This is a genomic window from Rhodococcus sp. X156 (genome assembly GCF_004006015.1).
Taxonomy (GTDB): Bacteria; Actinomycetota; Actinomycetes; order Mycobacteriales; family Mycobacteriaceae; genus X156.
In genome coordinates, this window is the sequence record NZ_CP034766.1 from 1,335,001 (window position 1) to 1,347,510 (window position 12,510).

At 69.7% G+C, this 12,510-nt stretch carries 9 protein-coding genes, 2 rRNA genes and 1 pseudogene (1 of these 12 only partly in view); 7 read left to right on the forward strand and 5 right to left on the reverse strand.

All coding sequences use genetic code 11. The features are described 5' to 3' along the window. From ELX43_RS06335 to nucS, 3 genes are all read left to right on the forward strand, one after another. Positions 1 to 1,843: ribosomal RNA gene (locus tag ELX43_RS06335) — 23S ribosomal RNA — on the forward strand; it begins 1,301 nt to the left of the window's first position. Positions 1,844 to 1,936: 93 nt separating this feature from the next. Beyond that, positions 1,937 to 2,053 (forward strand): 5S ribosomal RNA (gene rrf, locus ELX43_RS06340). A 167-nt stretch (positions 2,054 to 2,220) separates the two neighbouring features. After that, positions 2,221 to 2,934, forward strand: coding sequence for an endonuclease NucS (gene nucS, locus ELX43_RS06345; protein WP_127782626.1), 714 nt, complete (start codon positions 2,221 to 2,223; stop codon positions 2,932 to 2,934). Here nucS and ELX43_RS06350 read toward each other — a convergent pair whose 3' ends face one another. Both ELX43_RS06350 and ELX43_RS06355 read right to left on the reverse strand, forming a co-directional pair. Next, complete coding sequence (locus ELX43_RS06350) at positions 2,935 to 3,297, reverse strand: hypothetical protein (protein ID WP_127784726.1); 363 nt, start codon at positions 3,295 to 3,297, stop codon at positions 2,935 to 2,937. Between the two features lie 216 nt (positions 3,298 to 3,513). Further along, on the reverse strand, positions 3,514 to 6,108 hold the full coding sequence (locus tag ELX43_RS06355; protein WP_127782627.1) for a LuxR C-terminal-related transcriptional regulator: 2,595 nt from the start codon (positions 6,106 to 6,108) through the stop codon (positions 3,514 to 3,516). A 106-nt stretch (positions 6,109 to 6,214) separates the two neighbouring features. Here ELX43_RS06355 and ELX43_RS06360 point away from each other — a divergent pair, with 106 nt between their 5' ends. The 4 genes and pseudogenes from ELX43_RS06360 (at position 6,215) to ELX43_RS17965 (ending at position 8,941) form a co-directional block, all read left to right on the forward strand. Next, positions 6,215 to 6,700 (forward strand): GAF domain-containing protein, encoded by a 486-nt coding sequence (locus ELX43_RS06360; RefSeq protein WP_127782628.1) that lies wholly within the window; start codon positions 6,215 to 6,217, stop codon positions 6,698 to 6,700. Between the two features lie 89 nt (positions 6,701 to 6,789). Next, positions 6,790 to 7,629 (forward strand): annotated as a pseudogene (locus tag ELX43_RS17745) (3-hydroxybutyryl-CoA dehydrogenase); the annotation flags it as partial. A gap of 93 nt (positions 7,630 to 7,722) precedes the next feature. Continuing rightward, the gene (locus ELX43_RS17750; RefSeq protein ID WP_206518208.1) at positions 7,723 to 8,568 is read left to right on the forward strand and encodes a 3-hydroxybutyryl-CoA dehydrogenase; all 846 of its coding nucleotides are present in this window, start codon (positions 7,723 to 7,725) and stop codon (positions 8,566 to 8,568) included. A 22-nt stretch (positions 8,569 to 8,590) separates the two neighbouring features. Then, positions 8,591 to 8,941 (forward strand): ATP/GTP-binding protein, encoded by a 351-nt coding sequence (locus tag ELX43_RS17965; RefSeq protein WP_127782630.1) that lies wholly within the window; start codon positions 8,591 to 8,593, stop codon positions 8,939 to 8,941. A 15-nt stretch (positions 8,942 to 8,956) separates the two neighbouring features. Here the strand turns inward: ELX43_RS17965 and ELX43_RS06375 are convergent, their stop codons facing one another. The 3 genes from ELX43_RS06375 to mce all read right to left on the reverse strand — a co-directional run bounded on the left by ELX43_RS06375 (position 8,957) and on the right by mce (position 12,443). Further along, a complete protein-coding gene (locus ELX43_RS06375) occupies positions 8,957 to 10,399 on the reverse strand; it encodes a hypothetical protein (protein WP_127782631.1) in 1,443 nt (480 codons plus the stop codon). Between the two features lie 60 nt (positions 10,400 to 10,459). Beyond that, a complete protein-coding gene (gene ccrA, locus ELX43_RS06380; protein WP_127782632.1) occupies positions 10,460 to 11,791 on the reverse strand; it encodes a crotonyl-CoA carboxylase/reductase in 1,332 nt (443 codons plus the stop codon). 178 nt (positions 11,792 to 11,969) lie between these two features. Beyond that, positions 11,970 to 12,443, reverse strand: a complete 474-nt coding sequence (gene mce / locus ELX43_RS06385; RefSeq protein WP_127782633.1) for a methylmalonyl-CoA epimerase — start codon at positions 12,441 to 12,443, stop codon at positions 11,970 to 11,972. Positions 12,444 to 12,510 lie beyond the last annotated feature (67 nt).

Genomic DNA, 12,510 nt, shown 5'->3' on the forward strand with positions numbered 1-12,510 from the left:
GGTGTTGTGCAGTCGTGTGGATGGGTAGGGGAGCGTCGTGTGGCCAGGGAAGCTCCGGAGTGATCCAGGGGTGGAGGCCACACGAGTGAGAATGCAGGCATGAGTAGCGAAAGGGGAGTGAGAAACTCCCCCGCCGAATGACCAAGGGTTCCTGGGGCAGGTTAATCCGCCCAGGGTGAGTCGGGACCTAAGGCGAGGCCGACAGGCGTAGTCGATGGACAACGGGTTGATATTCCCGTACCCGTGTGAGCGCGCCCATGGTGAATCCAGTGATGCTAACCGCCCGAAGCGGTCTTTAGCGCTCCCTTAGGGGGGTTGCGGGGATCGTGGAGCGCGGGACCCGATCTGGTAGTAGCCAAGCGATGGGGTGACGCAGGAAGGTAGCCGCGCCAGTGAGTGGTAGTACTGGTGTAAGAGTGTAGGGAGTGTCCTAGGTAAATCCGGGGCACACACATCCTGAGACTTGATGCATAGCCGATTGAGGTGAATGTGGTGATCCTATGCTGCCGAGAAAAGCCTCTAGCGAGCTCTCACACGGCCCGTACCCCAAACCGACACAGGTGGTCAGGTAGAGAATACTAAGGCGATCGAGATAACTATGGTTAAGGAACTCGGCAAAATGCCCCCGTAACTTCGGGAGAAGGGGGGCCATGACACGTGAACACTTTCTCGGTGGGAGCGTGGTGTGGCCGCAGAGACCAGTGGGAAGCGACTGTTTACTAAAAACACAGGTCCGTGCGAAGTCGTAAGACGATGTATACGGACTGACGCCTGCCCGGTGCTGGAAGGTTAAGAGGACCGGTCAACCACTTCGGTGGTGAAGCTGAGAATTTAAGCCCCAGTAAACGGCGGTGGTAACTATAACCATCCTAAGGTAGCGAAATTCCTTGTCGGGTAAGTTCCGACCTGCACGAATGGCGTAACGACTTCCCAGCTGTCTCAACCATAGACTCGGCGAAATTGCACTACGAGTAAAGATGCTCGTTACGCGCGGCAGGACGGAAAGACCCCGGGACCTTCACTACAGCTTGGTATTGGTGTTCGGTTCGGTTTGTGTAGGATAGGTGGGAGACTGTGAAGCGGCCACGCCAGTGGTTGTGGAGTCATCGTTGAAATACCACTCTGATCGAATTGGATGTCTAACCTCGGTCCGTGATCCGGATCAGGGACAGTGCCTGGTGGGTAGTTTAACTGGGGCGGTTGCCTCCCAAAATGTAACGGAGGCGCCCAAAGGTTCCCTCAGCCTGGTTGGCAATCAGGTGTTGAGTGCAAGTGCACAAGGGAGCTTGACTGTGAGACTGACAGGTCGAGCAGGGACGAAAGTCGGGACTAGTGATCCGGCACCGGCAAGTGGAAGCGGTGTCGCTCAACGGATAAAAGGTACCCCGGGGATAACAGGCTGATCTTCCCCAAGAGTCCATATCGACGGGATGGTTTGGCACCTCGATGTCGGCTCGTCGCATCCTGGGGCTGGAGTAGGTCCCAAGGGTTGGGCTGTTCGCCCATTAAAGCGGCACGCGAGCTGGGTTTAGAACGTCGTGAGACAGTTCGGTCCCTATCCGCCGCGCGCGCAGGAAACTTGAGGAAAGCTGTCCCTAGTACGAGAGGACCGGGACGGACGAACCTCTGGTGTGCCAGTTGTCCCGCCAGGGGCACGGCTGGTTAGCTACGTTCGGAAGGGATAACCGCTGAAAGCATCTAAGCGGGAAGCTCGTTCCAAGATGAGGTTTCCCACCCCCTTGAGGGGGTAAGGCCCCCAGCAGACCACTGGGTTGATAGGCCAGAACTGGAAGCACCGCAAGGTGTGCAGGTGACTGGTACTAATAGGCCGAGGACTTACCACAAAAATGCTACGCGTCCACTGTGCGGTATCTGAGACAACACACCACCCAACCCCAACTTGGCGGGGTTGGTCGAGGTGGCTGTTTCACAGAGTTACGGCGGTCATAGCGGAGGGGAAACGCCCGGTCCCATCCCGAACCCGGAAGCTAAGCCCTCCAGCGCCGATGGTACTGCACCCGACAGGGTGTGGGAGAGTAGGACGCCGCCGAACATCATTTGCACCACCACGAAAGGGGACCCCATAACCGGGGTCCCCTTTCGTGCGTTCCGGGTCCTTTATGAAGAAGCGGGCACCTGTTGCGCCACTGTGACGAAGCTGGGCGCCCCGGCGGGGTGGGGCGGCGGGGAGTACACCGACGACTGCCCTACCCTTGCGGGGTGCGTCTAGTGATTGCTCGTTGCGAAGTTAACTACGTGGGTCGGCTGACCGCCCACCTTCCGAGCGCCATCCGGCTGTTGCTGGTGAAGTCGGACGGGTCGGTGAGCATCCATGCCGACGACCGTGCCTACAAGCCGCTGAACTGGATGAGCCCGCCCTGCTGGCTCAGCGAGACCGACGGACTCTGGACCGTCACCAACAAGGCCGGCGAGACGCTGGCGATCACCATCGAGGAGATCCTGCACGACTCCAGCCACGAGCTGGGGGTGGACCCGGGCCTGGTGAAGGACGGCGTGGAGGCGCACCTGCAGGTGTTGCTCGCCGAGCACGTGCAGACGCTGGGGGAGGAGTACACCCTGGTGCGCCGTGAGTACCCCACCGCGATCGGCCCCGTCGACCTGCTGTGTCGCACTGCCACCGACTCCTCCGTGCCCGCCCGTACGCGAAGCCGAGGAGCCGCTGGCGACGCCCCCGCCCCCCGCTACGCCGCGGTGGAGATCAAGCGCCGCGCCAACATCGACGCCGTGGAGCAGCTAACTCGCTACCTTGAGCTTCTCAACCGGGACACCTCGCTCGCTCCCGTCAGCGGAGTGCTGGCCGCCCAGATGATCGCCCCGCAGGCCCGGACCCTGGCCGAGGACCGCGGCATTCGCTGCGTGGTGCTGGACTACGACGCGCTCCGCGGCCGGAGCACCGAGGGCACGCTCTTCTAGTCAGTAGCTGGTGGAGCCGTCGTCGGTGTTCCACGTGGCCACGGCCCAGATGATCACCACGTCGATGGCGATGAGGACGATCGACCACACCGGGTAGTACGGCAGCCACAGGAAGTTCGCGATGATCGAGATCGCGGCGATGAAGATGGCCACCACCCGCGCCCAGGTCGCTCCGGTGAACAGGCAGAAGCCGGTGATGGCCAGCAGCGCACCGACGATGAGGTGGATCCACCCCCACGCCGTGGTGTCCAGGGTGTAGACGTACTCGGGCCCGACGATGAGGATGTCGTCGTCGGCCAGCGCCGACAGGCCCTGCAGGAACTGCAGGATGCCCACGGCCACCAGCAGCACCGCAGCGGCGATGGTGGCCCCCGCGGCGAAGCCCTGGCTGACGTCGTCGTTGCGGGGGCGCTGGGCGGCGGCACCGGTTCGGGGTGCGGAAGGGTTCTCAGTCACGGGGAGCTCCTCGGGGTTGGTCGCGGCATGCCTCCCCGCCCACAGTTCGCTCGACGAACCTCCCTGGCATCACCCGCCGCGGGTGAGTTCTTCGGATGACGTTGCACAAGTCGGGCACACGGCTCAGATCAGCTGCAGCTCACGGGCCCGGCGCACCGCCTCGTTGCGCCGCCGCACCGCGAGCTTGCGCAGGACGCTGCGCACGTGGGTGCGCACGGTGTGCACAGAGATGTACATCCGCGCCGCGATCTCCTCGGTGGACAACAGGTCCGACAGGTGCCGCAGCAGCTCCAGCTCTCGGTCGCTCAACGCGTCCACGCACGAGCCCCCGGGCGGAACCGCGGACGGGGACAGCTGGGCAGTGGGGTCTGCCGGGTTCGGCGCCCCGTCCCTGTGCAACCACCCGGCGGCGACGCGCAGCCGCGGATCCGTGCTCAGCACCTGCCGCAGGGCGCCAGGGGCCTCCACGAACGGGCGCCGCGCGAGCTCGGGCTCGGCCAGGGCCAGGGCGCGCTCGGTGTACTCCACGGCGGAACCGGTGGCGCCCGCACTGAGGTCGGCTGCGGCGGCGTCGATCCAGCCCTGCACCTGCACGTCCAGGTCGGCCGCGTCCTCGGGCAGCTGCCGCGCCGGGGGCGCGGTGCCTGTGCGGGCGGCGACCTCCGCGAGGGCTCGGGACCGCACCGCCTCGGCGCGCCTGCTGCCCCGGGCGGTGGCCGCTGTTGCCACCGCGTCGTGGGGGCGACGGCGGGCCAGCTGCACCAGGGCGAGCTCGACGGTGGCCCGCTCGCGCACCCAGGCGGGCCCGGGCGCGGCGGCGCCCTGCTCGTCGGCCAGCGCGCGCTCAGCCTCGGCCAGTCGGCGGTGCAGCCGGTGCACCCGTGCCCAGGTGGCGGAGACCAGCGGCTGCAGCCACGAGCTGTCCTCCAGCCGGTCCTGTACCGCCCGCACCCAGTGCTGAGCCGCGGGCAGGGCGTGCTGCTCGGCGTGCACCCAGGCCAGCGCCAGTGCCGGCGTCGCGGCCCGGTCGGTCGAGCTCAGCCCGGCGCGCTCCGCGAGGTCCTCGGCAGTGCTGGCCAGGCGCAGTCCGCTGCCCAGCTGCCCGCGCAGCGCCTCGAGCAGGGCCAGGTCGCCGACGCACTCCCGCTGCATCCGTTCGGCCTGGTCGGTGTCGCTGAGGGCCAGGGCCGCGCGCAGCTCGTCGACGGCCGCCTCCACCCGGTCACCACCCAGCCCGGCGCGGGCCCGGGCCCACCCGGCGAGCGTCTGTGCCGTGGGGTCACCACCGTCGTCGGGCGCCTCCCCGGTGACCAGGGCGTGCACCGCGGCTGCGGAGGTGGCCAGCGGCGACGAGGCCGTCGGGTCCAGCGCCAGGGCACGGAGCCGGCCGACGTCCGCCGTGGACACCGCACCGCGTGCCCGCACCGTCCGGGCCGTGCGCAGCACCGCGGCCGCGTCTCCGTGAGTGTTCTCGGGCAGGGCGGTCAGCAGGGTGTGGGCGGCACCGTCCTCGCGCAGCAGCAGCGCTCCTGCGCCTACGCCCTCCACCAGCAGCTCCGCCACGTGCGCCCAGTCCCCGGCAGCACCGGCGTGCTGGGCGGCGGCGACGGGGGAGCGTGCGGCGGCGAACCACCCGGCGCACCGGCGGTGCAGCTCGGGCACCACCGACGCCGACTCCGCCTCCAGCAGGTGGCGCAGGCACCGGCGAAACAGCGGGTGCACCTGGTAGGCGCCGGTGGAGGTGGGGCAGCGCTCCACGAAGGCGTTGGCCCGGGCCAGCGCGGCCAGGGTGCGGCGGCTGTCGGTGCCCTCGGTGAGCAGGTCCAACAGCTGCGGCCACACCCGCTCGGAGACGCTGGAGCGCAGCAGCGCCCGCTGGACCTCGGGTGGTTGAACCTCCAGCACCTCCGCCCGCAGGTACTCGCTGATGCTGCCGTCGTCGTGCTCCAGCGCCTGCAGGCAGCGCAGCGGGTCGGCGTCCTGGACCAGGGCGGCTGCGGCCAGGCGCACTCCGGCTGCCCATCCCTGCGTCCGCTCCACCACCGTCTGCACGACCTCGCGGGACGCCGGTGCCCCCGCGGCCGTGAGCAGGGCCTGCACCTCCGCCACGTCGAGAGCCAGCGTGGCGCTGCGAACCTCGGTCATGGCGCCGGCAACCCGGTAGCGGTGCAGCGGCAGCCGCGGGTCCCCGCGGGCGCACAGCACCAGCCGCAGGCGTGCGCCGGCGTGGCGCAGCAGGGTGTCCAGCCCGCGGACGAGCGCACGGTGCTGCAGGTGCTCGGCGCCGTCCAGGACGCACACCAACGGGTGCGGGCAGCGCAGCAGGTCCGCGGCCAGCGCCTCGAGAAAGCCCGCGGTGTCCTCCGCGCGCAGTGGCGGGGCCGCGGTGCTGGGCAGCTGCACACCGGTGCTGGACAGGGCAGCGGCCAGGTAGGCCCAGAACGACGCGGGCTGGTCGTTGGTGTCGTCCACGCTCAGCCAGGCCACCGGCCACGGCAGCGGGTGGGCCCGGGTCCACGAGGCGGCCAGCACGGTCTTGCCCGACCCCGGTGGTGCGCTCACCAGCGTCAGCGGCGTCTGCTGCACGCCTGTGGTGAGCAGGTCCAGCAGCCGTGGCCGCACCAGCGGATCGGCCGGGTAGGGGCTCGGGTGCAGCGTGGTGGCCAGGACCGGGACGGAACCCGGCTGGTCGGCCCCACCCTCGCTCGCGCCTGCCATGTCGCCCAGACACCCGTCCGTTCGTCCGCGCTGGTCAGCGCCCCAGCCCGCAGGTGCGCCGCACCTCCCACGCTACGCGGGGGCTGCGGCGCACTACGCTCCCGAGATGCCCACCCCCCTGGTGTTCCGGGCCCCGATGCACTCCCGCCGGGAGGACGCCGGCCCCGGTCCCAGCGTCGCTCGCGCCCTGGCCCTGGGGGTGTGCGGGACGGGCGGAGTGCTGAGCCTGGCCCCGGCCGACCTCGCCACCGCCGTGGAGCGCGCGGCAGCCGAGCTCGACGAGCGCACCGCACGGCGGCTGGAGCGCTTCGGCGCCGTTCCCGACGGGTCGTTCGTGTGGACGCGCGACGCAGAGGGCAGCTACTGGCTGGGCCGGCTGGACGGTCCGTACCGCTACGACGGCAGCCCCGAGGCGGCGGCGGTGGACCTGGTGCACGTGCGCGACTGCCAGTGGCGGGAGACGCCGGTGCCCGAGCCCGAGGTGCCCGCAGCCACGCTGCAGACCTTCGCTCGCGGCGGGCGCAACTTCCAGCAGACCCACGACGGGAGGGTGGCCGAGCAGACGGCACGGCTCTGGTCCGACCCACGCTGATCGCGGCGCCGATCTGTGGGAACATGCTGTTGGCTACTCGGCGGTAACAAGCGTTGCCGTCGCCCTCGACGAATCGGGAGACCTGAGACGTGGCGCGCGAGTTCTCGACCATCGGAGTTGTCGGCCTGGGCACCATGGGTGCGGGCATCACCGAAGTACTGGCCCGTAGCGGCTTCAGCGTGGTTGCCGTGGAGCACGACGCGGCCGGTCAAGAGCGGGGTCGTCAGCACCTCGACCACTCCACCGAGCGTGCGGTGACCCGCGGCAAGCTCTCCGCCGAGGACCAGCAGGCCATCCTGGGCCGCATCACCTTCAGCACCGACCTGAGCGACCTCGCCGACGCCGACTTCGTCATCGAGGCCATCCCGGAGAAGCTCGCGCTCAAGGCCGAGCTGCTCAAGAAGCTGGACGAGATCGTGCGTCCCGAGGTCATCCTGGCCTCCAACACCTCCTCGCTGTCGATCACCGAGCTGGGCGTGCAGACCCAGCGCCCCGGCCGCGTGGTCGGCATGCACTTCTTCAACCCCGCGCCGGTGCAGGAGCTCGTCGAGGTGGTCCGCACGGTCGTCACCGAGCCCGACGTGATCGACGACGTCACCGCGCTGGCCGAGAAGATCGGCAAGACCCCCGTGGTCATCGGTGACCGTGCGGGCTTCATCGCCAACGCCCTGCTCTTCGGCTACCTCAACCACGCCGCGCGGATGCTGGAGGCCAAGTACGCCAGCCGCGAGGACATCGACGCCGGCATGCGCTACGGCTGTGGCTACCCGATGGGCCCGCTGGCCCTGCTCGACCTCATCGGCCTGGACACCGCCTACGAGATCCTCGACTCGATGTACCACCAGTCGCGCAACCGGCTGCACGCCCCGGCCCCGCTGTTCAAGCAGATGATCACCGCCGGCCTGCTGGGCCGGAAGTCCGGCCGCGGCTTCTACACCTACGCCGCGCCGGACTCCTCCGAGGTCGTCGCGGACGCCTCCACCGCGGCCGCGGCCGTGGACGAGAGCGTGCCCACCCGGACGATCTCCTCGGTCGGCGTGGTGGGCACCGGCACCATGGCCACCGGCATCGTCGAGGTATTCGCCAAGGCCGGCCACGACGTGCTGCTGCGCGGCCGCACCACGGAGAAGGCGCAGGCCGCCGTGGGCGCTGTGCAGAAGTCGCTGGACCGCGCGGTGAAGAAGGGTCGGCTGTCCGAGGCCGACCGCGACACCATCCTGGCCCGGGTCACCCCCACCGCGGCGCTGGAGGATTTCTCCACCGTGGACCTGGTGGTCGAGGCCGTCGCCGAGGACCTCGAGGTCAAGCGCTCGGTGTTCACCACCCTCGACGAGGTGTGCAAGCCGGGCGCGATCCTGGCCACCACCACCTCCTCGCTGCCGGTGGTGGAGTGCGCGGCCGCCACCAAGCGCCCCGGCGACGTGGTGGGCCTGCACTTCTTCAACCCGGCACCTGTGATGAAGCTGGTGGAGATCGTGCACACCGTCTCCACCGACGCCGACGTGATCGCCACCGCCCAGAAGCTGTGCCTGGACCTGAAGAAGGTGCCGGTGCACTGCGGTGACCGTGCCGGCTTCATCGTCAACGCGCTGCTGTTCCCGTACCTCAACGACGCGGTGAGCATGCTCGAGGCGCACTACGCCAGCGCCGACGACATCGACACGGCCATGCGCCTGGGCTGCCGCCTGCCGATGGGGCCGTTCCAGCTGCTGGACGTGGTGGGCCTGGACGTCTCCCTGGCCATCGAGAAGACGCTGTACAACGAGTTCCGCGACGCCGGCCTGGCCCCGGCGCCCCTGCTGGAGCACCTGGTGACGGCGGGTCGCCTGGGTCGCAAGACCGGCAAGGGCTTCCGGGACTACAGCTAGCCCGCTCTGGTCAGCGAGAACAGTGCCCCGACACAACCACCCCCGGCGCCGCAGCGGTCCCACCTCCGCTGCGGCGGCCAGGGGTGTCGGGGCTGAGGGTTTCGGGGCCAGGGGTTTCGGGGCCAGGGGTTTCGGGGCGGGAACCCGTTCCGAGAGCGGGCCGGACGGCGAGTGGGCCGTCCGGCCCGTCCCTGCGTCGGGGGCCGGAAAGATCTACCGGTGCCCGGGCTGCGACCACACCATCGCCGCCGGGGTCGCGCACGTGGTGGCGTGGCGGACTGATGACCCCGGAGGTGTGGAGGACCGCAGGCACTGGCACAACGGGTGCTGGGCGGGCCGCGGACGGCGTGGCCTGACCCGCCGCTGGTCGTGAGGGTGAGCTGACCGGCTAGCGGGGCTGACCCGCCGGCTGCTCGGCACCAGAGCGCGCCGACGGCCGGGGCTTGCTCGTCGCAGAGCCGGGCTCGTCCTGCTCGGACTCCCCCTGCTCGGGGTGCTGCCCACCCACGCTGCCCCGTCCGGCCGTGTCGGGTGCGCCGCTGGGCTGAGGTGCGACTGCTGCCTCGACCTCGGCCTCCTCCGCCGTGCGGGCCGCGGCCGAGGCTGAGGCGCTGGTGTAGTCGCCGGCCAGCTGGACCGCCTCGTCGTGCGGCGCCGCCAGCATCGCGGGCAGGTCCGCGAGGACGTCCCGAACCGCGACCAGCTGCTCGCCCACCCGCTCCCGCAGCGCGGCCAGCTCACGCACCTTCTCCTTGGCGGCCTCGGTGCGCTGCTCGGCCTGCTCGGTGGCGCGCTGCAGCCGCCGCTGGGCCTCGGTGGTGGCGTCGCGGACGCGGCGCTCGGCCTCCGCCTTGCTCGTCGCCTCCTGTGCCTGCACGGCGCGGATCGACTCCGAGCGGCGCGAGGACATCGCCAGCTCGAAGTCCTCCTGGACCCGCTGCTGGCGGGCGTCCTCCTCGTGGGCGATGCGGGCGGCCTCCGCCTCGGCACTGCGCACGATCTCGGTTGCCTCGTCGTTGGCCTTGCGCATGGTGGAGGTGTGCTGGTTCTCCATGGCCGCTCTGCGGTGGTCGGCCTCCCGGATCTGCTGGTCCCAGTGCGCCTTCAGCTCGGCGATCTGGCGGGCGCTCTCCTCCTGCAGGACGGCGACGTCGTGCTCGGTGGTGGACCTGAGCTCGCGGACGTCACGCTCGGTGACGCGCTTGAGCTCGGCCACCTCCCGCTCGGAGTCGGCCCGCCAGCGAGCCACCTCCTGCGCGGCGTGCGCCCGCAGCTCGCCGACCTCCTGCTCGGTCACCGAGCGCAGCTCGGAGGCCTCCCGCTCGGTACGAGTGCGCAGCTCGGTGGCCTCGCGCTCGGCCCGCGTGCGCAGCTCGGTGGCCTCCGCGCGGAGCCAGAGGATCTGCTGCTCGGAGCGCTCCCGAAGGTCGGCCACGTCCTGCTCGGCGCTCGCCCGGATCTCGGCAGCCTCCTGCTCGGCCACTGACCGCATCTCCGCGGAGTCGGCCTCGGCCCGCGCCTTGATCTCGGAAGCCTCGTCGTGGGCCAGGCGCAGCATCCGCAGCATGCGGTCGCTGAGCCCAGCCGTGCTGTCCAGGCCGGACACGATGCTGTCCAGCTGGCTGCTGAGGTTCTCGACCTCGGCGCGGGCCTCCTCCAGCTGGCTGGAGAGGTCCGCGACCTGGGCGGCGACAGCGTCCCGGTCGGCAGCGGTGACCCGGAGCTCGGCATCGAGCCGCTGCAGGTGGTCGTTCACCTGCTCGCGGTCGTAACCACGACGAACCAGGTCGAAGGGGCCGTCTACCGGAAAGAAACCATGCTCCGATGCCATGCCCGATACGCTACCGGCGCCGGTACGCTGTCGTCGCCATCCCACGCGCTAGTGGGCCGCCTAGATGCCGCGGAACCGGTTGATCTCGTCGATGTGACGCTCCCGCATCGCGGTGTCGCGCACACCGAGGCCCTCCTCGGGCGCCAGGCAGAGCACGCCGACCTTGCCCTGGTGCAGGTTGCGGTGCACGTCGTAGGCCGCCTGACCCACCTCGTCCATCGGGTACACCCGCGACAGCGTGGGGTGCACCAGGCCCTTGCTGATCAGCCGGTTGGCCTCGTAGGACTCGCGGTAGTTGGCGAAGTGCGAGCTCACGATGCGCTTGAGGTTCATCCACAGGTAGCGGTTGTCGTACTCGTGCATGTAGCCGCTGGTGGAGGCGCAGGTGACGATGGTGCCACCCTTGCGGGCGACGTAGACGCTGGCGCCGAAGGTCTCGCGGCCCGGGTGCTCGAACACGATGTCCGGGTCCTCACCGCCGGTGAGCTCCCGGATCTTCTTGCCGAAGCGCTGCCACTCCTTGGGGTCCTGGGTGCGCTCGTCCGACCAGAACTTGTAGTCCTCGGCGTTGCGGTCGATGATCAGCTCCGCGCCCATCTTGCGGCAGATCTCAGCCTTCTCCGGGCTGGAGACGACGCAGATCGGGATGGCGCCACCGTTGAGGGCCATCTGCGTGGCGTAGGAGCCCAGGCCACCCGAGGCGCCCCAGATCAGGACGGTGTCGCCCTGCTTCATGTCGGCACCGTTGCGGCTGACCAGCTGGCGGTAGGCGGTGGAGTTGACCAGGCCGGGGGAGGCGGCCTCCTCCCAGGTGAGGTGGGCCGGCTTCGGCATCAGCTGGTTGGACTTGACCAGCGACAGGTGCGCGAGCCCACCGAAGTTGGTCTCGAAGCCCCAGATGCGCTGCTGGTTGTCCAGCATCGTGTCGTTGTGGCCGTCCGGGCTCTCCAGCTCGACGGACAGGCAGTGCGCGACCACCTCGTCACCGGGCTTCCAGGCGCTGACGCCCGGGCCGGTGCGCAGCACGACGCCGGCCAGGTCGGAGCCGATGACGTGGTACGGCAGGTCGTGCCGCTTGGTGAGCTCGTTGAGCTTGCCGTAGCGCTTGAGGAAGCTGAACGTGGAGACGGGCTCGAAGATCGACGTCCACACGGTGTTGTAGTTGATGGAGCTGGCCATCACGGCGATGATCGCCTCGCCGGGGCCGAGCTCGGGGGTGGGGACGTCCTCCACGTGCAGGGACTCCCGGGGGTCCTTCTCCCGGGTGGTGCGGCCCTCGAACATGTTGGCCTCGTCCGCGTGCACGGTCACCGCGCGGTAGGTCTTGGGCAGGGGCAGCGAGCCGATCTCGTCCAGCTTGTCGGCCTGGATCGCGGCGAGAATCTCATCCACAGGACACACCTCCGTAGGACGCCAGACGGCGCCGGGGAACAAGTCGGCGGGAATGTTACCGACTGGTAACCCGCCGGGGCGAACAGGTGGTCATCGACACACCGCGAATGGTGCTGCGCCCGAGCCGACCTCGCGTGGTGTCGGCCCGGGCGCCCCGGTTCCGGTGGTCTCGCCGCCGCTAGTGCTCGCTGGCGGCAGCCGGCTCGACCAGCTCGACGAGCACGCCGCCGGCGTCCTTGGGGTGCACGAAGTTGACCCGGGAGTTGGAGGTGCCACGGCGCGGGGTGTCGTAGAGCAGGCGCAGGCCCTTGTCGCGCAGGGCCTGGGCGACGGCCTCCACGTCGGTGACGCGGTAGGCCAGCTGCTGCAGGCCCGGGCCGTTGCGGTCGATGAACTTGGCGATGGTGGACTCCGGGGACAGCGGAGCGAGCAGCTGCACCTGGGCGTTGCCGACGCCGACCATCGCCTCGCGCACGCCCTGCTCCTCGTTGACCTCCTGGTGGGTGACCTCCAGGCCGAGCACGTCGCGGTACCAGGCGATGGCCACGTCCAGGTCGGGGACGGCCACGCCGACGTGGTCGATGGCGGTGACGAGCGCGGAGTCGCCCAGGGCGGGCAGGGCGGGGGGATTGTCCTTGGCAGAAGTAGTCATGGCCACAACCTAGCCACCGCGCCAGTCGGCGGGTAACCGTGGCCGACGGTGTCGCCGGCGGCGGCCC

Excerpts from the sequence above, each read along its gene's own strand:
- ELX43_RS06355 (WP_127782627.1), bottom strand. The coding sequence starts at position 6,108 with ATGGCAGGCGCGAGCGAGGGTGGGGCCGACCAGCCGGGTTCCGTCCCG.
- ELX43_RS06360 (WP_127782628.1), top strand. The coding sequence starts at position 6,215 with ATGCCCACCCCCCTGGTGTTCCGGGCCCCGATGCACTCCCGCCGGGAG.
- ELX43_RS06375 (WP_127782631.1), bottom strand. The coding sequence starts at position 10,399 with ATGGCATCGGAGCATGGTTTCTTTCCGGTAGACGGCCCCTTCGACCTG.
- mce (WP_127782633.1), bottom strand. The coding sequence starts at position 12,443 with ATGACTACTTCTGCCAAGGACAATCCCCCCGCCCTGCCCGCCCTGGGC.